23 protein-coding genes are annotated in these 23,737 nt (G+C 48.0%); 21 read left to right on the top strand and 2 right to left on the bottom strand.

Annotated features, from left to right (window positions below; translation table 11 throughout):
* The first annotated feature begins 260 nt into the window (after positions 1 to 260).
* Genes CI595_RS17570 through CI595_RS17550 form a run of 5 tightly spaced genes read left to right on the top strand, consistent with a single transcriptional unit; the run spans position 261 to position 6,731 of the window.
* Positions 261 to 2,516, top strand: a complete 2,256-nt coding sequence (locus CI595_RS17570) for an ABC transporter substrate-binding protein (RefSeq protein ID WP_095174936.1) — start codon at positions 261 to 263, stop codon at positions 2,514 to 2,516.
* Entirely contained in the window at positions 2,443 to 3,348 is a 906-nt protein-coding gene (locus CI595_RS17565; protein ID WP_243135198.1) for a carbohydrate ABC transporter permease, read from the top strand. The genes CI595_RS17570 and CI595_RS17565 overlap by 74 nt, the downstream gene beginning before the upstream one ends.
* Complete coding sequence (locus tag CI595_RS17560) at positions 3,323 to 4,186, top strand: carbohydrate ABC transporter permease (RefSeq protein WP_095174934.1); 864 nt, start codon at positions 3,323 to 3,325, stop codon at positions 4,184 to 4,186. Before CI595_RS17565 ends, CI595_RS17560 begins: the two co-directional genes overlap by 26 nt.
* Positions 4,187 to 4,188: 2 nt before the next feature.
* Positions 4,189 to 5,691, top strand: coding sequence for an HlyD family secretion protein (locus CI595_RS17555; protein WP_095174933.1), 1,503 nt, complete (start codon positions 4,189 to 4,191; stop codon positions 5,689 to 5,691).
* A complete protein-coding gene (locus tag CI595_RS17550) occupies positions 5,688 to 6,731 on the top strand; it encodes an ABC transporter permease (RefSeq protein WP_095174932.1) in 1,044 nt (347 codons plus the stop codon). The genes CI595_RS17555 and CI595_RS17550 overlap by 4 nt, the downstream gene beginning before the upstream one ends.
* Here the strand turns inward: CI595_RS17550 and CI595_RS27195 are convergent.
* Both CI595_RS27195 and CI595_RS17540 read right to left on the bottom strand, forming a co-directional pair.
* A complete protein-coding gene (locus tag CI595_RS27195) occupies positions 6,667 to 7,275 on the bottom strand; it encodes a maltose acetyltransferase domain-containing protein (RefSeq protein WP_095174931.1) in 609 nt (202 codons plus the stop codon). The genes CI595_RS17550 and CI595_RS27195 overlap by 65 nt on opposite strands.
* Before the next feature lie 158 nt (positions 7,276 to 7,433).
* On the bottom strand, positions 7,434 to 8,774 hold the full coding sequence (locus tag CI595_RS17540) for an MATE family efflux transporter (protein ID WP_162291911.1): 1,341 nt from the start codon (positions 8,772 to 8,774) through the stop codon (positions 7,434 to 7,436).
* Positions 8,775 to 8,889: 115 nt separating this feature from the next.
* Between CI595_RS17540 and CI595_RS17535 the strand changes: the two genes are divergently transcribed.
* From CI595_RS17535 to CI595_RS17460, 16 genes are all read left to right on the top strand, one after another.
* A complete protein-coding gene (locus tag CI595_RS17535; protein ID WP_095174929.1) occupies positions 8,890 to 9,783 on the top strand; it encodes a helix-turn-helix domain-containing protein in 894 nt (297 codons plus the stop codon).
* 380 nt (positions 9,784 to 10,163) lie between these two features.
* On the top strand, positions 10,164 to 10,355 hold the full coding sequence (locus CI595_RS17525) for a hypothetical protein (RefSeq protein WP_147737740.1): 192 nt from the start codon (positions 10,164 to 10,166) through the stop codon (positions 10,353 to 10,355).
* A gap of 103 nt (positions 10,356 to 10,458) precedes the next feature.
* Positions 10,459 to 10,809, top strand: coding sequence for a PadR family transcriptional regulator (locus CI595_RS17520; protein ID WP_095174926.1), 351 nt, complete (start codon positions 10,459 to 10,461; stop codon positions 10,807 to 10,809).
* Positions 10,796 to 12,025 (top strand): permease prefix domain 1-containing protein, encoded by a 1,230-nt coding sequence (locus CI595_RS17515; RefSeq protein WP_095174925.1) that lies wholly within the window; start codon positions 10,796 to 10,798, stop codon positions 12,023 to 12,025. The genes CI595_RS17520 and CI595_RS17515 overlap by 14 nt, the downstream gene beginning before the upstream one ends.
* A gap of 349 nt (positions 12,026 to 12,374) precedes the next feature.
* Positions 12,375 to 12,593, top strand: coding sequence for a protein pyrBI (locus CI595_RS17510; protein ID WP_095174924.1), 219 nt, complete (start codon positions 12,375 to 12,377; stop codon positions 12,591 to 12,593).
* Positions 12,594 to 12,709: 116 nt separating this feature from the next.
* Entirely contained in the window at positions 12,710 to 13,660 is a 951-nt protein-coding gene (locus tag CI595_RS17505) for a sigma-70 family RNA polymerase sigma factor (RefSeq protein ID WP_095174923.1), read from the top strand.
* 201 nt (positions 13,661 to 13,861) lie between these two features.
* Positions 13,862 to 14,080 carry a hypothetical protein gene (locus CI595_RS17500; RefSeq protein WP_147737739.1) on the top strand — a complete coding sequence of 73 codons (219 nt, stop codon included), beginning with the start codon at positions 13,862 to 13,864 and terminating at the stop codon, positions 14,078 to 14,080.
* Positions 14,081 to 14,229: 149 nt separating this feature from the next.
* Positions 14,230 to 14,574 (top strand): PadR family transcriptional regulator, encoded by a 345-nt coding sequence (locus CI595_RS17495; protein ID WP_242987015.1) that lies wholly within the window; start codon positions 14,230 to 14,232, stop codon positions 14,572 to 14,574.
* Positions 14,571 to 15,272 (top strand): hypothetical protein, encoded by a 702-nt coding sequence (locus CI595_RS17490; RefSeq protein ID WP_095174920.1) that lies wholly within the window; start codon positions 14,571 to 14,573, stop codon positions 15,270 to 15,272. Before CI595_RS17495 ends, CI595_RS17490 begins: the two co-directional genes overlap by 4 nt.
* Positions 15,273 to 15,536: 264 nt before the next feature.
* Entirely contained in the window at positions 15,537 to 16,247 is a 711-nt protein-coding gene (locus CI595_RS17485; RefSeq protein WP_095174919.1) for a GntR family transcriptional regulator, read from the top strand.
* The gene (locus CI595_RS26680) at positions 16,244 to 16,378 is read left to right on the top strand and encodes a hypothetical protein (protein WP_279233390.1); all 135 of its coding nucleotides are present in this window, start codon (positions 16,244 to 16,246) and stop codon (positions 16,376 to 16,378) included. The genes CI595_RS17485 and CI595_RS26680 overlap by 4 nt, the downstream gene beginning before the upstream one ends.
* A 10-nt stretch (positions 16,379 to 16,388) precedes the next feature.
* On the top strand, positions 16,389 to 17,168 hold the full coding sequence (frlD, locus tag CI595_RS17480) for a fructoselysine 6-kinase (protein ID WP_095174918.1): 780 nt from the start codon (positions 16,389 to 16,391) through the stop codon (positions 17,166 to 17,168).
* A gap of 1 nt (position 17,169) precedes the next feature.
* Entirely contained in the window at positions 17,170 to 17,889 is a 720-nt protein-coding gene (locus tag CI595_RS17475; RefSeq protein WP_095174917.1) for a GntR family transcriptional regulator, read from the top strand.
* A gap of 64 nt (positions 17,890 to 17,953) precedes the next feature.
* Complete coding sequence (locus tag CI595_RS17470) at positions 17,954 to 18,979, top strand: SIS domain-containing protein (protein ID WP_095174916.1); 1,026 nt, start codon at positions 17,954 to 17,956, stop codon at positions 18,977 to 18,979.
* A 399-nt stretch (positions 18,980 to 19,378) separates the two neighbouring features.
* Entirely contained in the window at positions 19,379 to 20,443 is a 1,065-nt protein-coding gene (locus CI595_RS17465; RefSeq protein ID WP_095174915.1) for a LacI family DNA-binding transcriptional regulator, read from the top strand.
* A 105-nt stretch (positions 20,444 to 20,548) separates the two neighbouring features.
* Positions 20,549 to 23,731, top strand: coding sequence for a glycoside hydrolase family 2 TIM barrel-domain containing protein (locus tag CI595_RS17460; RefSeq protein WP_095174914.1), 3,183 nt, complete (start codon positions 20,549 to 20,551; stop codon positions 23,729 to 23,731).
* Positions 23,732 to 23,737 lie beyond the last annotated feature (6 nt).

Below are 23,737 nucleotides of genomic sequence, written 5' to 3'. Positions count from 1 at the left end.
TGTTCAGTACCTTCACAGTTACAGGCAAAGATCCATGCAGAATCGCCTTTGGCGATGGGATTTTTGCTTGGCTGCGGAATGCTTTTTTACGGTCAGCGCAGTGAATGGGCAGACCTACTGAATAGTTACCATTATTATACCATTCATTTCTCAAAAAAATCTTTAAAAATTCCTGGGGTTCTTAAAAGTCTTTTTGAGATTTTCCTGGTATTCTGGTAGATGAAGGGGCCGGAAGCACCGGCAGAGAGGAGTTATCATAAATGAAATGGAGAAAAATACTGGCCGCAGGGATGGGTCTTGTACTGGCTGCAGGACTGATGTCCGGATGCGGAGACCAAAAAAAGGAAACAGGCAGCGGAAAGAAAGATGACCAGGAAAAAGCTATGGGGCGCTATGTGGAAGAGGATTTAAAGCCGCCTGTACAGGACGGGGAAACCCCTCTGGGTGCATATAAAAAGGATGGGATACTCCATTTGTATACTTCGGGCGCCAGCCAGGATTCGGGTACAAAATATTATTCCTATCAATATCAGGATGGACAATGGTCAGAGGCCCAGGAGGACGCGGGATTGACTGCCATGGGCTCTGATTTTTTTCTGAATTATCTGGGGTATGGGCAGGATGGGAGTGTGTACGCAATGGGGACACCGACAAACCCAACGGAAGCGATGCCCTATGGAGGGCATATATTTAAGAATACCCAGGATAGCGATACATGGGAAGATGTTACCCCTGAAAACCTTACAAAGGCTGATGAAAATGGTTATGCTGCTAATGTTACTGATGTGGACGCACTGGCAGACGGAAGTCTGTGTGTGGCAAACGGCAGTACAGGACAAGCCGAAATCTATAAGGATGGAGAAAAAGTCTTCTCTGCTGATATGGAACCAATGATGTCAAACTTCCAGAACACCATCGGCACCTCACAAAACAGGCTGGCTGTGACAGCAAAAGATGGAAAAAGTATTACTTTTTATAACACAGATGATTATTCGGAGACAGGCAGTGCAGCGCTTACAAAAAAAGGAGAATCCTTTAACCTTGCCCCAGGTGCCGACGGAACATGGTACTGTCTGACGGAAGGCGGGATTGTACGTTTCCAGGAGACAGGGGATCTTATGGAGACCCTGCTTGACGGTTCCTATGGAAAGATGGGAGCTACGGGAATTAGCGTTGTATCATTCTTTAGCGGGGATGATGATGAGTTTTATGCTCTATATAATGAGTACGATAAAGGAGGCCTGTTCATGGCCCGCTATACTTACAATAAGGATATGCCGGTCTCAGCGGATAACACGCTTACGGTCTATGGGCTAAAAGAAAATAAGACCGTACAGCAGGCCATCAGTCTGTTCCAGACCCAGAATCCTGACGTAAGGGTAGATTACAGCTATGCAGTGGGAGAATACGAAAAACCAAGCTCCGATGATATCCGCAATCTGAATACAGAACTTTTGGGCGGAAACGGAGCCGATGTGTTGATCTTAGATAGTCTGCCGGTGGATTCCTACATAGAAAAAGGAGTTCTTGCGGACATCAGCAGCCTGAAAGAGGAGCTGGTAGAAGACGGCGGTATGCTGGAGAATGTGGCAGCAGCTATGGAAAGAGACGGAAAGGTTTACGGACTTCCGGCCCGTATGGGACTGCCGGTCATGGCTTCCAAGGATGACAGCGGCAAGGTGCTTGAGAGTATTGAGGCACTGACTTCTTACCTGGGTGAAAATCCGGAGGCGCAGGTACTGGGAGATACCGTACACACCAATGCTGCAGAGACTTTACTTGCTGTCATGTATGAGGAACTTGTAAAAGAGGATGGAAGCATTGATGAAGAGAAGATGGCAGAGTTTATAGATGACTATCTGCAGATCTGCAAAAACATGGATACACAGAGTCTGGAAGAAGCTTATGGATATGATCCTGGAGACACGGAGGATCGGAATATATATTTCTCTGCAGGATATTTTACCGGCTATGAAGACGGGAACGTGACGTTATGTGAGCTGCAGGGATACAGCAGTATGATGTATCCGGTCTATAGTATCAAGAAAGCGGGAATCGAACCAAAGGCAGTCAAAAATTACTATGTTCCATATACAATAGCAGGGATCAATGCGTCAACCAAACAGCAGGAAACGGCTGAACTGTTTATCAAAGCACTGATGTCTGATGATGTGCAGGGCAGTGAGACCTGGGACGGTTTTCCTGTTACGGAGAGTGCGTTCAATAATATGATAGCATATGCAGACACGGACGCAGCACAGAAAGATAAGGTTAGCAGTTCCTATAAAGATCCAAAAACAGGGGAGGATGTCATGGATGAGTATGGAAATGTTGACGGACAGTCGGTGCAGACCTATCTGGATCTGATCCGCACGCTGGATCAGCCGTTTATTCCAAACCAGACTTTGTTTGACACGGTCCTGGAGGAAATGGAGAAATGTTATGAGGGTACAGAGACATCTGCGGAAGCGGCAAAAGCCATTGTCCAGAAAATGGACACCTATTTGTCAGAATAAAACAGCATATGCATTTCTGGCTCCCAGTCTGCTGGGTCTGCTGGTCTTCGTCCTTCTGCCTTTCGGGGATGTGATACGCCGTTCCTTTTACCAGGCAGTGGGAGGACTGTTTGTAGGGGTGGATAATTACAGGCAGGTACTGGAAAACAGTGCCTTTAGGCAGGCCCTTGGCAATACGGTGCGTTTTCTCTGCATCTGCCTGCCTCTGCTTCTGGGATTGTCATTTCTGGCTGCTATTTTCCTAAACAGTATCACCGGGTTTGCCAGGATACTGCGGGCAGGATTTCTCCTGCCCATGGCAATCCCTGTGGCGTCGGTTGTTGTCTTCTGGAAACTTTTGTTTGACCAGAAGGGCGTGGTCAATCAGATCTTGGAAACACTGCATCTGACAGGGCAGGACTGGATGAATACGGGGTACGCTTTTTGGATCTTGGTGGGTTCTTACTTATGGAAAAATATGGGGTACGATATTGTACTGTGGATCGCAGCTCTGTCCGCTATTGGGGAGGAACAGTACGAGGCGGCCAGAGTCAGCGGCGCCGGTGCATTTCAGTGCTTTCGCTATATTACGCTGCCGCAGATGAAAAGCAGTGTCTTTCTCATTGGGGTCCTGTCCTTTGTGAATGCGTTCCGGGTGTTCCGGGAGGCGTATCTGATCGCAGGGGATTATCCCCATGAAAGTATATATATGCTGCAGCATTTGTTCAACAACTGGTTTACAAAGCTGGATATACAAAAAATGAGTGCTGCAGCGGTTTTGATGGCAATTGCAGTGAGTGTGATCCTGGTATTGGTGGAATGGTGGAATGAAAGGCAGGAGGACCGTGGATAAGAAAAAGACAGTGCGAACAGCAGTGCTGACCATATTCTGCCTTCTGTTCTGGGTACCTGTGCTTGTCATGCTCCCCAATTCTTTTATGGGGGCTGAGGAGCTGAAAGCATCTTACGGCGGAGTGTTGGGAGGAGGTACGGAAGCGGTCCGTTTGGAACTGCTTCCCGTTTATCCAACCCTGAAGCCATATGTGGAACTTCTGCTGGATTCGCCGGATTTCTTTGTTATGTTCTGGAATTCCGTTAAGCAGGTGGTGCCTATTCTGATCGGACAGGTGCTGATCGGTATGCCGGCAGCGTGGGCGTTTGGCAGGTACCGCTTTCGGGGACGCAGGATATTATTTTTATTATATATGATTTTGATGATCATGCCTTTCCAGGTTACCATGGTATCCAGTTATCTGGTACTTTCGGAACTGTCTCTTATGGATACCCACCCGGCAATCATCCTGCCAGGGATCTTCTCGGCGTTTCCCGTATTTATCATGCAGAAGTTCTTTCGTTCCATCCCGGATGCCCTTGTGGAGGCAGCCATGGTGGACGGGGCCGGACAGTTTAGGATTTTTCTGCATGTGGGGGTGCCGCTGGGGCTGCCCGGCATTATGGCGTCAGTGCTTCTTAATTTTCTGGAATACTGGAATGCCATTGAGGCACCCATGACATTTCTGAAGACAAAATCAAAGCTGCCTCTTTCCCTCTATCTTCCGCAGATCACTACGGACCAGATGGGGAGTTCCTTTGCAGCGTCCATTGTGATGATGCTGCCGGCGGTACTTATTTTTTTATGGGGACAGGAATATTTGGAGCAGGGGATCGTGGCATCGGGATTAAAGGAGTAGTTATGAGAAAAAAAGCGGGAAAAGCAGTAATATATTTTTTAGTGCTGATGCTGTGCTGTACTGTGGCTGCAAGGGCAGCCTCCTCCATAACGGTTGCCAAGGTAAAGACTACCAAGGTGGGGAAAGGGGTGCTGACCCAGCTTGTGACAGGCAGCGGAACGGTAACGCCGAAAGAGCAGTACAGCCAGTCTCTGCCGGAGGGACAGAAGGTGAAGAAAATTCTTGTGAAACCTCAGACCGCAGTGGAGGCAGGCCAGGCGCTGGTACAGTTGGATATGGATTATCTGGCAGAAAAAATAGAGGAAAAGAACAGGGAGATAGAAAAGCTGAAACTGCAGCTTGAACAGCAGAAGCTGGCCGGACAGGAGGATGCCCGCACGCCGGAGACGGCTCAGGCACAGATCGCCTTGAACAATGCGGAAATACTGCTGCAACAGGCCCAGGCAGATTATGATCAGGCAGCAGCAGAGTATGAGAGTCTGGCAAATGATCCTCCGGCAGCGGACAGCGGCCAGGCACAGGACAGTGGTCAGGCACAGGACAGCGGCCAGGCACAGGACAGCGGCCTGTCCGGTGACCAGGGAGAAGGTTCCGATACAGCGGGGGAAACACCCCAAAGTGGCAATGCTTCCGGGGCCGGGGAATATGAACAGTGGGAGCAGGAGGTACAGGCTGCAAAAGATAAAATGCAGAGTGCTGCAGACACATTAAACAGCCAGGCCATTTCTTATAACCAGGCAGTGGAGCAGTACAATTTGGCCAGCCAAAATGAGGCAAACGCCCAGCAGAATGAGGAAAAAAAGAAAAGATCAAACTCCCTCACGGTGGAGGGGATACAGGTAGATATGGAAGGCGCTGAGGCAGCACTTAAGAAACTGACAGATATTCAGAATGCGGAGGGGATCGTAAGTGCGGCAGCCGCCGGTATTTTCCAATCTGCAGGTGTGACAGAGGGTGCTGTGACTGCGGGGACAGAACAGATCGTCATCGCATCACAGGCCGCAGAGGTAAAAGGATTTATTGATCAGGCGGATGTGGGGAAAATACAGGAAGGCGATAAAATAAACGTAAAGCTTTCGGGAAATACAGAGGCATTGGAAGTTAAGGCAGAGAGATTTGAACAGGTCTCTGCCCAGGAGACGCCATCCCAGGAAGGAGCAGACCAGGCAGATACAGGCGGAATGGTCTGGTATGGACAGGTGGGTGAAAAGCAGTTAAAAACCGGCACATCCTTTACTTATGAAGCAAGCAGGGAGTCAGGTTCTTATGAGCAGGTGATACCACTTGGCAGTCTGCATCAGGTACAGGGACAGACTTATGTACTGACTGCAGAGGTAAGAGATGGGATTCTGGGACAGGTTTACACTGCCGTGTCTGTACCGGTAACAGTTTTGGATAAAGATGATAAATACGCTGCCGTAAAGTCAGCTTTAAGCGGTAAAAGCCTTATCATAACAGAATCCAGTAAATATGTGGAGGAGGGAAATCAGGTACGGTTAGAGTGAGAAAAAAAGAGATGAACGTTCTTCTGGTGATCTTCGTTTTGATATTCTTTGCGGGAGTGGGGACCTCCTGTTACAGCAGTCTGAGGAAACACGCAGCAGGGGAACTGGGACTTGTGTACCGCAGCACATATGTGACCAGGGAACAGATGGAGACCTGGTGGCAGAATGCCGGAGAAGATGAAAGAAAATATATAAAGGATATGACACTGTGGAAAGCGCCTGAGGAGGTAAACGCAGTCAATACGTCTCTGGGACAGAGCGCAAAGGTACAGCTGATCAAGGCAGCGGGGAATATGAATTTGATCATGCCCGGAAAACTGTGCGAGGGAAGTCTGGTGAGTGACGGTGACAATACCGGATGTGTGGTCAGTAAAACACTTGCACAGAAGCTCAATCTGGATGAAACGGGGGGAATGATACAAGTATCAGGAAAACAATATCAGGTCAGAGGGATTTTGGACAGCAGTGAGGCTGTCTGCATCATACAGGGAGGGAGCGGCACTTTATACAGCAGGGTACAGGTGCAGTATAGAAATATGCCGGCATCCAGCGCGGAGCAGATGCTCTTGGGACTGCTTCCGGGAACTGCGGATGTAAGAGCAGAAGGGGATTTGTTCAGCGGGCTGGGGGGATTGTTCCTCATGGCCCCCCTGTGGGTTTTATTTGTCAGGTCCGCTGCCGGGCTTCGCCGTGTTTACCGTAATGCAGCATGGAAGGACTGGATAAAGGAACTTTGCAGTATCTGCTTTCCTGTGCTGGTGATTGGAGGAATTGGCGTTTTAGTGCTGCTGAGTTTTCATTTTTCTGATGATTATATACCCGGAGCCTGGTCAGACTTTTCTTTCTTTTCCAGACTGGCAGCAGAAAAGGCCGGGGATATGAAAGGACTCATAACCCAGGCCCTTGACTACCGTGACAGGGATATGCTGCTTGGGACAGCAGGCTGTATGCTGGCAGGCAGTGTGTGTTCGGTGATCATTCTGAAGTTTCCTCGTCCACCCTTCGGTTTTTATAATAGTAGATCAAATCGTCATCCGTGATCTCCCGCAGCACTTTGCATGGGTTTCCCACAGCAATGCAGTCTGCGGGAATATCTTTTGTCACAATACTTCCGGCACCAATGACAGAGTGGTCCCCAATGGTAACCCCAGGCATGATGATCACGCCGCTTCCAATCCATACGTCATCACCGATGGTGACAGGGAAGGAATACATTTCCCCGTGGGGGCGGAGTTTATAATGCACAGGATGTCCTGTTGTGCTTATGGTGACATTGGGGGCAAAGAGTACGCCTTTGCCTATTGTTATCTTATAGTCATCCACTAAAGTCAGATTGGAGTTGATGTATGTGTTGTCTCCGATGGAAACCGTTTTTCCGAATGCCAGGGTGAGGGGCGGTTCAATCCATACATCCTTCCCTACAGAACCAAAGATTTCCGGCAGCAAAGCCATCCTCTTCTCTTTTTCGTCGGGTCTGGTGTGGTTAAAATCATAGGCCAGCCCCCGCGCTCTTGCCTGGGCAGCCATGGCCTCCGGGGTATCTGTCCACAGCAGTCCTTTTGCTTTTCTTTCTTCCATTGTCATGGGATATATCCTCCTTGTTGTTAAATAGTTGTAACAGTTCAGACAGGTCTGCGCATTTACTGCGCTGACCGTATGAAAAAGTAGTGCCAGCTTTATCCAGCCCATCGCGAAGCGATTTTTAATGGCTGGATGTGTAACGGTTCAGCTTGTCTGAACTGTTAAATAGTTATATTCTTCAGCCATTTTTTGCCCTTATAATGTTTCAGGACAAATGGCGTCTTGACCAGCTCATGCAGGTTCATTATTATGTAAACCGTTACCGGAGGGAGCTTCCAGACGAATCCCAGAAACAGTCCAATCAGTACGGAATAACACCACATTACAAAAAAATCACAGTACAGACCAAACTTCGTATCTCCTCCGGCACAGAAAATGCCGCAGATGGCCGTGTTGGTGAAAGAGGAAAGTACGGCGTTTAAAGCCAGCAGCAGATACATGCTGTTCAGGTCTGTCAGGGCCTGGGGGGAGAGGCGGACGATTCCTGTCACCAGAGGCTTCAAAAGAAGCATGAGCACAGCACCGGCCAGGCCGCTTATCAGGGCAGCCTTCATAAGCTTTGAGGCATCCGTCTCAGCCTTTTTATAATTACTCCGTCCCAGCTCCTTGCCCAGCAGCACAGCACCGCCCTCCGCAAAACCGAAACATACCACTGTGGCAAGTCCCTGTACTACGGAAGCCACAGAGTTGGCAGCCACGATATCAGAGCCAAGATGTCCCATAATAGCAGAGAGGACAGCAGTGGCACCGCCCCATACAAAGCCTTCCGCAGTGACAGGAAGGGAATAGCGGAGAAAATTCTTTGTGAGAACACTGCCCGCATCGTGAAAATCATCCCGCGTAAGATGTATTTTCTTGATCATACCTGCATCCAGCGCGCACAGGCCCAGCTCCGCTGCCCTGGAAATGACGGTAGCTATGGCAACTCCGGTCACACCAAGTTTTGGAAAACCGAATAGACCGAAGATAAATACAGCATTTAAGAAAACATTGGCAGTCAGTGTGACAGAACCAATGGCAGCGCTTCTTCCCACCTGCTGGATGGATTTCAGAATACACAGGTAAATCTGCGACATGCCCATAAAGAGATAGGCGAAAGCTATGATCCGCAGATACTGGGCCCCTGTTTGTATCAGATCCGGCTCTGAGGTAAAGATATGCATAAGCTGTTTAGGCATAAAAAAGGCCAGAACGAAAAAGAGCAGAGAAACACCCATGGAAAAGCGGAGTACAACCAGGGTGAGCCGGCGGATGGAGGCAGTGTCATGTTTTCCCCAATACTGGGCAGTCATGGCAGTGGTCCCTGTCCGCAGCCCTACATACACCAGATTCAGGACAAATTGTACCTGATTGGCAAGGGAAACGGCAGAGAGGGACGTCTGGTTGACATAACTAAGCATTAAAACATCAGCCGAACCCACAGCTGTGGTAAGCAGGCTCTGCAATACAATTGGAAAAGTAATAAAGATCAAGGATTTGAGAAAATCATCTTTTATTTTCAATGTTGTCTCCTTGTGCAGATATACGTTTATAGATATAATTATATTAACTTTTATTGCAAAAAGCTTTAAAAATATCTATTAAAAATTACAATATATTGATGAAAAGAGGATATGTATGGCAGAGAAATGTATTCCGGTCGACAAAGAGCTTTGTTCTACGCTTTCATTTGGCACCTATTCTTTTCCCGCGGAAATCTTCTATGATGATCTGGATGAGTATGCCAACAATTTTGTGAACTGGCACAAGCAGAGGGAAGTGGAGATTTCCCAGATCCTGGAGGGGGAGGCTGAGGTACAGGTTTTGGAGAAGAAGATCAGCCTGCGGGCAGGAGACGTATTTTTGATCCTGCCTCATGCACTCCACATGGTAAAGAAGGGGACAGGGAAGATAGCCAGATACCGTACCGTTATTTTTGACCCGGTTCTGCTGTATGGGTATAAAGGCAGTTATTTTTATGAGAAATATTACAGGACATTTGCAGCAGCGCAGCCTTTTTATCATTTTGCGGATACGGGGAAATCCTGGGAGCGGGAGGCAGCGGCGCATTTGGAAAGCCTGTTTGCCGGGTTCAAGGAGATTTCGGAACATAGGGAGCTGTGTATATGTACGCATTTGCAGCGGTTATGGCTGTCTTTATGTGAAAATTTGTCCGACAGCAGCGGGAAAGTTGACTGCAGCCAACAGGAGCAGCAGCGGACAGCAGTGCTCCTTAATTTTCTGCATGAACATTACAGGGAGAAATTCACACTGGATCAGCTTGCGGCTTCTGCGCATATCAGCAAAGGGGAGTGCTGCCGGTTTTTTAAAAAGATGGTACATATGACACCATGGGAGTATCTGCTGGAATACCGGCTGTCACGGAGCATGGAGCTCTTGGATAAGAAAGATTTAAACATTTCGGAGGTGGCGGAGATGACGGGATTCAGTACGGTCAGCTATTACATTACGGAATTTAAAAAGAAAATGGGGGATACACCGCTGGGATACAGGAAAAACAGACTGAAATAAAAAATGTCTGGCAATGTATTGGTCTGTGAACCACAGCAAAAAAGTTATATATTTGTTACTATTCACGGCTGCTGTCCCGCGAGGTGTTTTTATGCGCTTGCGCATGAAAATCCCGAGGCAGCCAGCGCGATATGGGGCAGAATGTTCCATATCTGTGCATCGCGAAGTGTGTTACTGTTTACAGAACTCAGAACTGCGTTTTTTGCAGGGCTGTGGATAGTAACATATATTTTGAAAAAGCTGACAGAAAGTCTTTACAGAGGAAAGGAATGGTAGTATTATATAGATGAACGATATATAGATAATCTATACAGTGGGTTTTGGAGGCATGATCGGGACTTTGTTTTAGTTCCGGATTTTTAGAAGGGGGTTTGATGTTTATGAAAACCAGGAGAGGAAAGATCATACTGAGTATTGCAGCCTTATGCTTCAGCTTTTTGTCGGCCGGCATAGGGATGGGGCTATTGGCAGATTCCGGTTTGACTTTCGGAATGCGGGTATTATGCGGTATCTGTTTTGTGTGGGTCCCTATATTTGTGATCGCTCTGATCAGCACCTTGTTCAGAAAATGAATATTTGGAATGGGAGACCGTGGGGCAACCGTTCACAGGCCACTGCCCCGGGAGGCGTTTTCGCCGCTGAAAAGAGCAGGGCTGCCAGAAAGGAGGAACCGTGATGGAATCAAACAAATTGGATAAAAGTCTGCTGTCAGGCAGCACAACACTTCTGCTCCTTCAGCTTCTCTCAGAGCGGGAAATGTATGGATATGAAATGATAGAGACATTGAGGGACAGATCTCAGAATGTATTTGAATTGAAGGCAGGAACGCTTTATCCTCTTCTACACGGGCTGGAGGATAAGGGATTTCTGGAATCCTATGAGAAGGAAGCCGGTGGTAAGATCAGGAAATACTACAGGATCACAAAAAAAGGCCACAAACATCTGGACGGGAAAAAGGAAGAGTGGGAGACATACGAGACGGCAGTCAGACGCGTACTGGGAGGGCCGGCCTATGAAGGTTCATGAATATCTGAAACTTGTGGAAGAGCAGATCCACTGTAAAAGTATCTGGGAGGATATCAGACTGGAACTGTTGGGGCATATGGAGGAGGATACGGAATATTTTCAAAAAAAGGGGATGAGCCGGGAAGAAGCAGTGGAAAGAGCAGTAAAAGAGATGGGTGACCCGGTGGAGACGGGGATAGCGCTTGATAAGGTGCACAGGACACGGCTGGATGTGAAGCTTCTGCTGTTTTTTATAGGGCTCGATCTGCTGATCATAGTTCTGATGATCGCGTATTTTGGCAGCAGTATGAGTGATGTGATGGTAAGGAATCTGATCATGTGGCGGGGAATGGGGATTTTCTTCCTGCTGTTGTTTGCTTTTGGAAAGTACAGGGAAGAATATTTTTCCAGGCCATATCAGCTTTGGCTGCTCTTTTTTATACTCAGCGGTGTGTTTTTAGTGCTGAGTATTTTCAACGGCCCCATCAAGGACACCGGGTTTTATTTTACAGACACCGCATATCAGAGTATGCTGTTCAGTACAGCCGCAGGTTTTGGGGTGCTGACCTTCTATTATCGGAGAGGGGGATATGGTGAAGTACACCGGCTTTTGGGTATTGCCGGGCTCGTGTGTCTCTTCAGCGTAATTTCAGGGGAATTTTTTTATACATTTTTAATCATATTGACCCATGTATTGATTCTCACAATTGCAGTGCGAAGAGGCTGGTTTCACATCAAGAGACGGGAGTTCCTCATAAAGATCTGGAGTGTTCCTGCGGTGCTGTCCCTCATTGGAGTCGGAATCATATATAAAGGATTCAAAGACCACTTGGTCATGCGCAGTATACGGGCATATATGGAGCTGGATGACACACCGGGAATCCTGATGCGAATGTTCGGCAGTGCCGGTATTTGGGGAATCCTTTTGGTGATACTGCTTTTAGCGGGTGTATTTCTGTGGATGCTGCATGATATCAGAAAACTGACCAACCAATACTGCAATATTACATGTACCTGTGTGTTGGTCGCATTTGTTATGATGGTTTTGAACTCTGTGCTGGCTATGATGGGATTTGGTGATACAAACCAGGTGTATTTTCCGTTTTTCTCTATAAACAGATACAGCAACGGGTGTGCGGTCTACATCTATTATATTCTTTTGGGGACATTTCTCCATATGCACAGACACGATAAAGTCCTGCCAAAGTCGGAGATGCCAACTAAGAGAGCGGCGTGACAGAGGATGGGCTTCAGATACCATATATGGTTTAGTCAGAGGAATGACTCAGTGGGGCAAAATGGGATATGTACAAAATACACAAATAATGACGAAAATATACTTGTCATATGTGCTGAAATTGTTATAACTGACGAAAAAATGCTTACATGAAAATCTTTAGAGTGGTAAAATGAAATTAAATCGTAACTATTCAGTAGGTCTGCGCATTCACTGCGCTGACCGTAAGAAAGTGCATCACGGCCAAGCAAAAATCCCATCGCCAAAGGCGATTTTGCATGGATTTTTGTCTGTAACTGTGAGGGTACTGAACAGTTACATTAAATCAAAGAAAAGGAAGTCGTTTACCATGAAGAGGATCACAAGCGCATGTTTATCTCAGACCATCAAATTTGAGGCATTTACATCCCAGGAAGTGAAAGCAGAGTACGATTTGTACCTGAAAAAGCTGGATGCCAAGAATACGAAGTATGTCATTGATGATTTCCAGGATAACGGTCATGGTGTTATTACTGTAAAGATCAGAAAACAGTATAATACCTACCACACAGGTGAGTATTTAGAGTAAGGAAAAACGGCTGACACGGCAGACTGCGTGTCAGCCGTATTGTATTATACTCAATTGCAGATTACGGAACAGCAGCCGGGGATGTATGATCGCATTACAGAGGAGAAGGTAGAAATATGGAGGTCGTGTGGATGGAAGAGGAGGAAGCAGCCAAATCAGCTGTGCTGCAGGATACGGAGACAGAGGCCCTCCCTGGGGATGAAACAGATTTGTTTGAAGATGAAACGCCGGATGACATGTTTTCCGGTGATTCGGTAAAAGCATATTTAAAAGAAATTGGAAAGTTTTCTTTGTTGGATGCCGTCCAGGAAACAGAGACTGCAAAGAGGATTGAGGAGGGAGACAGTAAAGCAAAAGAAGAATTGGTGAATGCAAATCTCCGTCTTGTAGTTAGTGTGGCCCGGCGTTATTCGGGATGTGGTATGCCTCTTTTGGATTTGATCCAGGAGGGAAATCTGGGGCTGATGCGTGCAGCGGAGGGCTTTGATTATAAAAGGGGATACAAGTTCAGTACTTATGCTATGTGGTGGATCCGGCAGGCTATTACCAGAGCCATTGCGGATAAGTCCAAGAACATCAGAATCCCGGTACATATGGCAGAAACCATGAATCAAATCCGCCGGGAATCCAGAAAGTATGTCAGTGAGAACGGGGAAGAACCGGGAGCCGAAATACTGGCCCGGAGATTATCCATGCCAAGGGAGAAGGTGGAGGAAGTATTGACGTATTTTGGAGATACCATCTCTTTGGAAACGCCCGTGGGAGATGAGGAGGAAACATCTCTTATGAACTTTATCTCAGATAAGGCTGCACCGGAACAATTTGAGGTAACAACAGCCAAAATCCTCCGCAGTGAGATGGATGATGTGCTGTCATGCCTCTCAGAGCGGGAGCAGAATGTGCTGCGCCTGCGTTTCGGATTCGTGGACGGAAGGGTCTGGACCCTGGAAGAGGTGGGACAGATCTACCATGTGACAAGGGAGCGGATCCGCCAGATAGAGGTAAAGGCTCTGAGAAAGCTGAGAGCCAGGAAGGATGTCCAGAGGATGAGTGATTATCTGGAGTAGGAAAAGGATTAAGCTGTCCGGCTGATCTCATCCTGTAATCCTGTCCAGTAACACGCTTCGCGATGCACAGATATGGAGCATTCTGCCCCATATGGCGCTGGCTGCCTCGGGATAATAGTCTTAACAATACTGGCTATATCTTTTTATCAAAGGGTTTGTTATACTTCATATATGGAAGAAGATTGAATGGAGGAACGGGGTTTGGACAGGAAAAATATCTATAAACTGTTCTATGGTGCTGTCTTTTTGCTGGTCATAGGATTCTGTGTTAGAGTAGGGGCGGATTTTTATGAATACAATGAGATGACTTATTCCGCGCCATTCTATGTTTTCGTGATCGTCAGGGGACTTGAATTCCTTTTGCCCGGCTTGCTATTATTTCTGGCAGCCAGAATGGTGAAGAAAAAATATAACGGATAAAAGAATGGGGGAACACCGGAGCGTGTCTGAAAATTTATTCCGACAATCTGCACGCTCTGGTGAAGACTCCGCTAGTTGACATATCCCTATATAGTAGTATATACTAGTGCTTAGTAATACTAAGTATTATGGAAAAGGAGGAGGTGGACATGGATAATAAGTTTGCACAGCAGTTAAAAAAAGGTGTTTTGGATATGGTGGTGCTCAGGTTAGTGGAAGAGAAAAGCACGTACGGTTATGAGATCATCCAGCAGTTGGAACAGCGGGGGGAAGGCTTTTTTAATTTGAAGGAGGGCACTTTGTATCCTGTTCTCTACCGCCTGGAGGACAGCGGACTGATTGAGTCATTCTGGCAGAATGGGGAAGGCCGGACAGCTCCCAAGAAATATTATACCATCACGGAAAAAGGCAGTGAGACATACAGGGAATACAGGAATCTTTGGATGGAGTTTCAAAACTGTATCTCACATATATGCGGGGAGGGAGATCAATGACAGAGGATCAGAAAAAGATTAAAAGATATGTAAATGCAGTGGAGCGGAAGCTGAAGGTACCTCTCAAAATGAAAGTCAGGATCAATGCGGATTTGGGAACCGACATCCATGCGAGGATGGAAGCCGGGCAGTCGGTAGATGATATTCTGGAGGAGATCGGAAGTCCAAAGGAAGTGGCGGATAGATTCAATGGAGAACTGGGGGTTGGGACGCAGACGGAGGCCAGCCTGATGCGGTTTCTGTTTTTATTTCTGGCAATCTTAGTGTCGGTCTATACGGCATATGAGTTGGTAACAGATATGTACATCAACGAATTTATGGATGCGTATTTACGAAGTCCTGTTACGATCATAGGCGGCGCAGATGGGCCAACCTCGGTTTTTGTGGCTTATAACAGCGTTCCAAAACTGGGAAATTGGATGATTTCAGGCGGCTTTGCTCTGGGATGTATAGATGTCTATCTATACATGAAAAGAAAAGGCAGGGGAAAAACCGGTCTGGTATTACCGGTGATCGCTTCGGTTTTAGGCATTATTGGGGCAGGGACCTGGATCATTGGTTTTTGGGATAATTTCCGATACTGGGAGATGACCTGGGAGTACAATTTTCCGGCATTTTTAATGCTGATAGAATTGGCGCTGCCCTTAGGAATACTGATTTTAAGGATAAAACAATTAAAAAATAAGGATGTGAAGTAAGAGCGATCATTATCTAAAAGACCATACAGGGGGCCGGTGGCACATGACATAGTGGCCCCCACTGAACTCTAAAGTAAATTCTTTTACCATCTCAAAAAATATTATCTAAATTTCCCAACACCCATTTATATAGGTAAGTAAAATCCCATTTACTATGCAGATCCACTATATTTTTCGTCTGCTCTTGCTGTGTTCCTCTTTTTTGTGTATAGTCTGCAGTATAGAGAAATACATAATTGGTATACATAGTGAAGGAGGGATCTCATGCACCGTGACAGGTTTTATCTGTCAGACAGGATCAGGGCGTACATAGAGAGCGCCCACATAAAAGAAGGAGAACGGCTTCCCTCTAATGAGGAACTGGCAGAACAGTTCGGTGTACAGAAAGGAACTGTGCGGGCTGCGCTGGAACGTCTGAAGGAGGAAGGGATTGTGTACAGTGTAAAAGGCGTGGGCACATTCGCGGCAAAGAGGAAGATACTCAGAAATATGGAACGTTTTGAATCTTTTTCCGAAATGGCACAGCAAAATGGAAGTACAGTGACCACGAAAGTGCTGTCCTGCCGTGTGATTCCTGCGGGATATACACTGGCAGAGGAATTCGGTCTGCCTCCCTGGGCGGATATCACAGAGATTGTCCGTCTCCGCGAAGTGGACCGGGAGACAGCAGCCTTGGAAATCTCCCACATTCCCGCTTATCTTGTTCCGGAACTGGAAAGTAAGCCGCTGGGCGGCTCTCTGTACCGTCTTTTGGAAGAAGAATACAGGATCCACCTGATACAGGGGAAACAGACCATGACGGTGAGGGCGGCCGACGAGGAGGAGGCAAAGCTTCTGAAATGCAGCCGGGGGGATGCGCTGGCAGTGATGGAAATGCGGGCATTTGATCAGGATGGACATAAAGTGGAGTATGCCTGCTCTCTTACAAGAGGTGACAGATGCAGGTTCACCAGTATTTTAAGGATGGAGGCATGAACAATGCAGTGGGTCTGCGCATGTACTGCGCTGACTATAAGAAGGCGTTTGGCAGCCAGGCAAAAATCCCATCGCCCAAGGCGATCGTGCATGGAGCTTTGCCGGCGGCTGTGAAGTTGCAGAACAGTTAGGAGGAAGAATATGAGACTGGCAGCGATCGGTGATAACTGCGTGGATTTTTATGAGAGGCAGGGGTGGGCCTATCCCGGCGGAAATGCAGTAAATGTTGCGGTCTACGGGCGGCAGCTGGGTATGGATACCGCATATCTGGGATGGATCGGGACAGATACTTTTGGGGACATGATGCAGGAAAAGCTGAAAGAGCAGGGTGTGGAAACTGTCCGCATGCAGAGAAAAGAGGGAAAAACCGCTGTTACATACATAGAACTTCTGGACGGTGACAGAAAATTCGGGGAGGATTTCCTGAATGTTATGGAGGGGTTTCAACTGTCCGGTGAGGACCTGCGGTATCTGGCGGGCTTTGACTGCGTACACATGGCGGTCTGGGGGCAATGCGATGCCTGCCTTGGCAAACTGCCGCCTGAAGTAAAAGTCTCCTACGATTTTTCAAATAAGTACGGGGAGGCAAAAATAGAAAAATTAGCCCCCTATATTGACTATGCCTTTTTTTCCTGTGAGAAGGACAATGCCTTTACCAGAGATCTTCTGAAACGTGTGAAAGAACAAGGGGCAGGCCTAGTCACCGCCACATTGGGGGAAAACGGCAGTGTGGCCTATGACGGAAAAGAGTTTGTCACCGGTGGTATTTCAGGCACAAATGTGGTGGACACCCTTGGAGCGGGAGACTCCTATATTGCCGGATTTTTAAGCAAAGCCCTGGAGGGGGAACCACTGAAAAACTGTATGGAGGCCGGGGCAGAAAAAGCAGCCCTTACGATCGGCCATTTCGGAGCCTGGTAATATGGGGGGCCGCGATCGCTTCGTGTACCCCCGTATAGCAGGGGTGATACGAAAGAAAATAGAAAACAGGGAATATCCGCTGGGCTGCAAAATCCCTTCAGAGCGGGAATTGGCGAAAGAATTTTATGTAAACCGTTTGACTGTGCGGCGGGCGCTTGCCATTCTGGAGAGTGAAGGCCTTATACAGAGAAAACAGGGGGCCGGCACCTTTGCGTCCTCTGTGCCAAGAAAAGGAGATGTGTGCCGCCTCTGCGGATTTACCCAGACCATGAAGGAACAGGGAAGAAAGGCAGGCAGCAGGATCCTGGCATGGAGAATGCTGTCCTGTGCGCCTCTGTATTCAGATATGGAGGAACAGACAGTGGGCCGGGGCGTACATGAGATCGTGCGTCTCCGCCTGGGCGATAACCTTCCCGTGTCCGTGGAATATACTTATGTCCCCGCAGATATTCTGGGAGAGGTACACTCCTGCAATCCGGAGGCTTCTTCCCTCTATGAGATCATGGAACAGAGGGGCGTGGAGCTTCATGAGTCCAGACAGGAAGTGACCATCGTAAAAGCGGGGAAAAAAGAGGCAAAATGGCTTGAAATACCGGAGGGAAGCAGTGTTTTTCTCTTTACGTTCCTAACATATGACAGGCAGGGAAGGGTGGTGGAATACTGCAGGGCTTATATGAGGACAGATAAGGTGAAACTGGAAATAGAACTGAAGCAGCCGTAGGAGCAGCAGGGAGATATACGGCTTACTCCGGGCATGATAGAAAAAAGAGAAAGGAAGAAAGAGCATGTTAAGATTAAACAAAGAAGAGGTTCATTTTTTAGTGACAGCAGATATGAAAAAAGAGGTGGCAGATTTTTTGGAAGTAGTGGATGCTAAGACAGCGCCTATACTGGAATGCATAAAAGAAAACCGGGTTGAGCGCATCTGCTTTATCGGCTGCGGCAGCTCCAGCGCTGCCGGAAGCACGGCAAAATACCTGGCGGATAAATATACGACCCTGGCAGTGAATGCATACACAGGATGGGAGTTTATAGACTCCATGCCTGTCTGCGGGAATAAAAACATGCTGGCAGTCTTTATTTCCCAGTCGGGAACAACAGAGGAGATCGTAGAAGGACTCAGAAAAGCCAAGAAACAGGGGATCATGACAGTCGGAGTGTGCGATCAGAGGGAGGACAATCCCCTGGGAATGGAGGCGGACTATGTGGTGGATTACCATGCGGAGGCTATGTGGGAGTGCCAGCTTGCCGCACTTTATACCCTGATCGCCCGCATAGCCCTGGAACGCGGGGAGAGCACAGAAGTCATGGAAAAGATACTGTCTGATATGAAACTCCTGCCGGAGGTGCTTGGGTATCATATTGAGCACTTTGAGGAGAAGGCCTTGGAAATGACAAAACCACTTCGGAACCTGAAAGGATTTTACACTGTATCCGCCAGCTCTATGGTACCTCTTGCTTATAAGGAAGGCGTCATTACCGGCATGGAATTTCTCTGGTCCCACGGCGCCGTGATACAGGCCGGTGAATTCCGTCACGGCCCTCTGGAAATCGTGGAATCCGGTGTTCCGTTTTTATTTTTACTGCCAACAGACTCATCCAGGGCGATCACACAGAGGGCGCTTCAGTTTGTGGAACGATGGAAGGGAACGGCCATCGTACTGGACTATGCGGATTTTGCCATGGGACTCCATGCGGATCTGGCACCTTTTGTAATGTTTGTACCTCTGGAATGGTTCTGTTACTATTTTTCCGTGGTGAGGGACCACAATCCGGATGACCGCAGATATTACGGTGTCGTGGAGTATTAATATAGTAAATAAATTTACTAATCATAGAGGCGCAGGGCTGTTTTTAGACGAAAACAGCCCTATTCTTTTATATAGATTTACTAAATATAAGGGGTATAAATTTATATAAAAGTTATAAAAATATCCGATATGTACAATTTAAGCAGAAAAATCCCAAATGTATTGTTGACAAATTCTATTATTTCAAGTATTGTGAGGATGTAAGGAATACAAATAAATTTACTAAATAATAAATATATTAACTAAACAACGTAACCGTTGAGATGACCATTCAGCAGGACGGCATGTTTACTGCAGGCACGTTCCTTTGGGAGGACGCGGTAAGTGGTCCTGCCTGGACTGCTGTCTGTAAATGGGAGTACCGGACCGTACGCGTGAAGTTGATTAAGAGGTGGGGATATGGCTACAATACGGGATGTCGCCCAGAGGGCCGGGGTATCTGCAGCATCCGTATCCAGGGTTCTGAAAAATGACTCTACATTTTCCGTCTCTCAGAAGACAAGGGAGAGGATCCTGGAGGCAGCAGGTGAGCTGGGATACAACAAATGTTTTGAATATTCAGCCATTCAGGGTACAAGAGGAACCATAGGTATTATGCTCCTGTACGGCGAGGAAGAGGAAGTGGAAGACAGATTTTATCAGGTCATCCGCATGAACATAAAAATGGAGCTGGAAAAGAACGGGTTCAAAGTAAAAGAAGTGTTTGAGCCTATGCTGGATGCCAACGCACCGAGGATATCTGGTTATCAGGGACTGGTCTTTGTGGGGTACTCCACACTCTGGTATCAGAAGAAGGCATTCAGGCGGGCGGTTCTGGATTCCGGGCTGCCGGTGGTATGTGCGGATTTCCAGCTAAGAGATGAGTTACTTACAGCCGACTGTGTGGTAAATGATTTTAAGCAGGCTGTAAAAAAAGCCACAGACCTGTTCCTGAAAAAAGGGTTTGACACCATTGGGTATATGGGGACCTACGGGCTGGAAGTCAATGGGAAGCTTCACAGGGATGAACGGTTTCTGTACTTTCGCCAGATCATGAAAAGTCTGGAGAAATATGACGAAAAATATATTTACCTTGCCCAGTCCAATCACACCCAGTTTGGATACAGGCTGGGAAAGGAGATCATCCGGCGGGGAAGGCTTCCCAGGGCTGTATTTGTGGAGAATGATACTATGGCCATCGGATTTTTGAAAGCCCTGGAGGAGGAGAAGATATCCGTTCCGGGTGACGTGGCGATCATCGGCTGCAACGATGACCAGGCAGCGTCCTTCGTAACACCGGCACTTTCCACCGTGAAGCTGCACAATGACCTGATCGGAATGATGGCAGCCAAGACGCTGATGGAATGCCTCTGGACCGACAGGGAACAGGGATTGAAGATTATCGTACCAAATCAATTGATTCTCAGGGAAAGCTGCCCTGAGTCAAAGACCCCGCAGCAAGCTAACGGGGCATCAATCTTGTAACGTGGCAGAGCTGCGGGGTATTTGACCCTCGCGGCAGTCGCCAAATATCCATGCAAGCATGGCTGCTTGGCTCGTTGCTCGCAGGAATAAAAAAAGGGGGAAAATATGGAATACTTATACAGACACATGGATTGGAGCAATGTAGAAGTCCTTGGCAGGAACCGGCTTCCGGTCAGACCGTTTTATTGCGGTTATCCGGACAGGGAATCAGCCAGGCGGGGAAGAAGGGAGGAATGCCCCAATTTCCGTCTGCTGAACGGACAGTGGAAATTTGCTTATTATGAATCACCGTTTTATGTTCCTGACGCGTGCGTGCAGGAAACTTATGATGACCGGGAGTTTGGCACCATGCCGGTTCCCGGGCACTGGCAGCTTAATGGTTATGGTTCGCCTCATTACAATGACGCAGTGGCGCTTTTTCCGATCCTGGATGATCCGGGCATACAGGCGGATAACCCCACCGGAGTTTACCGCCATGCGTTCCGGGAGGAGAAACAGAAGGACAGGGAATATATCCTGCGGTTTGACGGCGTGGAGAGTGCTTACCATGTATGGCTTAACGGCATCTTCATAGGATACAGCCAAGGTTCCCGCAACACAGCTGAGTTTGATGTGACAGAGGCCTTGCGGGACGGGGACAATGTGCTGGCAGTGATCGTCTATAAATTCTGTGACGGCAGTTATCTGGAAAACCAGGACATGTGGTGGTTTGCCGGAATCATCAGGGATGTGTCCCTGATACAGAGACCGAAGCAGCATATGCTGGACTGCCGTATTACATCCGATCTGGTTTTGGAACAGCAGGATGCCTGTACTCTTCAGGCAGAAGGGACAAAAGGAAAGTTTCGGCTGGAAGCAGTATTGGAAAACCATACGGAGGATGAGACGACTCTCACCATAGAGACGGAACTGCTTGATGGAGGACGGGTCATTTTTAAGGACACCCGGGAGATATGCAGCAAAAAAGGTGAAACAGAGTATTTGACGGAGACGGTGCTGGAGGGCATACGTCCCTGGTCGGCGGAGCAGCCCAATCTGTACCGGGTGGTCATCACCTTAAAGAGACAGGGAGAAGTTCTGGAATCCTACGGTGAATGGACCGGTTTCAGAAACATTTGTCTGAAGGACGGCCTGTTCCTGGTAAACGGAGAGGCTATCAAACTGAAAGGCATAAACAGGCACGACTGGAATGAAGATACAGGAAGGTGTATTACAAAAGAGGACATGCTGGCGGATCTGTATCTGATGAAGCAGAACAACATCAATGCAGTGCGCACCTCCCATTATCCGTCCCATCCGGATTTTCTGGACATGTGTGACCGCCTTGGATTTTATGTGATGGAGGAAGCTGACCTGGAATGCAACCAGATGGCATATACCAAAAACATGAACCGGATCAGTGAGGATACCCTCTGGGAAAAAAGCTATGTAGACCGGGCGGAACGCATGGTGAGAAGAGATAAGAACCATCCCAGTATCCTGTTCTGGTCGCTGGGAAATGAATCGGGGTTCGGGAGCAGCTTTGTAGCCAGCGGAAGGTTTATAAAGAGGTATGATCCCACCCGGCTGGTCCATTATGAGGAAGACAGGGACGCTTCCATAGCAGATGTGTACAGCACCATGTATACCAGGCATAAGGCCCTGGAGGACCTGGGAAGAGACACCACGAAGAAGAAACCTCATGTGGTATGTGAATATGCCCACGCCATGGGAAACGGTCCCGGCGGATTAAAGGAATACTGGGAGATCTTTGAGCGGTATCCTAGACTGCAGGGCGGTTTTATCTGGGAATGGATCGACCACGGGATCAAAAAATATGACAGGGACGGCAGAGGCTATTATACATACGGCGGAGATTACGGGGATTATCCAAACAGCGGTGCGTTTTGCTGTGACGGTCTGATCCGGGCAGACAGAAGGCCCACTCCCAGTATCTTACAGGTAAAAAAAGTGATGGAGCCTGTAAGATTCACTGGATTTGATAAAGATACAGGAGAAATCACAGTTCACAATAAATATGATTTTACAGACTTATCCCATCTGGAGGGCACATTCAAAGTCCATACACTGCAGGGTATTTTGCTGGAGGGTAAGGCAGACATGACCGGGATCGCCCCGCAGGAGAGCAGACGCATTGTGTTATACGATCCCGCAAAGGCCGGTAACTGGACCAAGGAACAGGATATCTGGCTGACGATCACGGTATGCTTTAAAGAAAAGCAGGAATGGTCCGAGGAGGCGCATTACGAAGCGGCATTCCATCAGGAGTGCATCAATGAGGCAAAACAGGCGGCATTGTCAGATTCCGGGGATACCCTAAAGTGCGGGAATTCCGGTATGGAGGGCGAAAGCTGGGCAAAGGGCCATCCCATCGGGGAAGAGGCAGGACTGCGCGTGACAGAAAAATGCGGAACCATCTATATAGAAGGCCGTGATTTTACCGTTTTGTTTGACCGGGTCCACGGATATTTAAGCGGTTATATTTTAAATGGGGAACGCCTGATCCGGAAGGGTCTTGGCCTTAACTTCTGGAGAGCACCGGTAGACAATGATAAGAATGTGGCAGAAATCTGGGAAAAAGCCATGCTGAAAGTCATGACTAACCTTGTGGAAAAAGTGTCAGTGGAGGAGCGGGAGCAGGAAGTCATCATATCTGTTTCGCAGATATACGCACCCATTACTGTTGACTGGAAAGTCATTGTAAAGGCAGAATACCGCGTCACTTCAGACGGCCTCATAACCATGAGATACGATGGAGTGCCCACCGGTGTACAGCTCCCGGAGAGTTTCCCCCGGATCGGTATGCGGTTTGTGCTGGATAAAGCCTGCGAACAGGCGGTCTGGTACGGAAGAGGGCCTCTGGAGACATATCCGGACTGCAAAGAGGGCAATCCGGTGGGCTGCTGGGAGAAACAGGTGGAGGACTTTTACTTTCCCTACGTGGTGCCCCAGGAGACGGGAAACCACGAGGACACCCGCTGGGCTGCTTTTGTGACCGAGGCGGGAAATGGGATCTGCATAGCATCTGAGGAAGTATTCTCCTTTGGCGCCCTGCATTACACCCAGGAAGATTTGACACAGGCTGCCCACACAAATGAGCTTCACAGGACAGAACATATCCAATTGTCTGTTGACTATGCACAACATGGTCTCGGAAGCGCAAGCTGGGGCGCTGAATGTCTGGAAAAAGACAGGCTGTATCCGGAACCGTTTACGTTTACCTGGAAGATTTTCGGGGCCGGGCGGGAGACGCTTACAGAGCAGGCGGAGCAATACAGGAGAAGGTAAGAAAGG

The organism is Blautia hominis (genome assembly GCA_002270465.1).
Lineage (GTDB): Bacteria > Bacillota > Clostridia > Lachnospirales > Lachnospiraceae > Blautia > Blautia hominis.
This window is presented reverse-complemented; position numbering and strand designations above follow the sequence as displayed.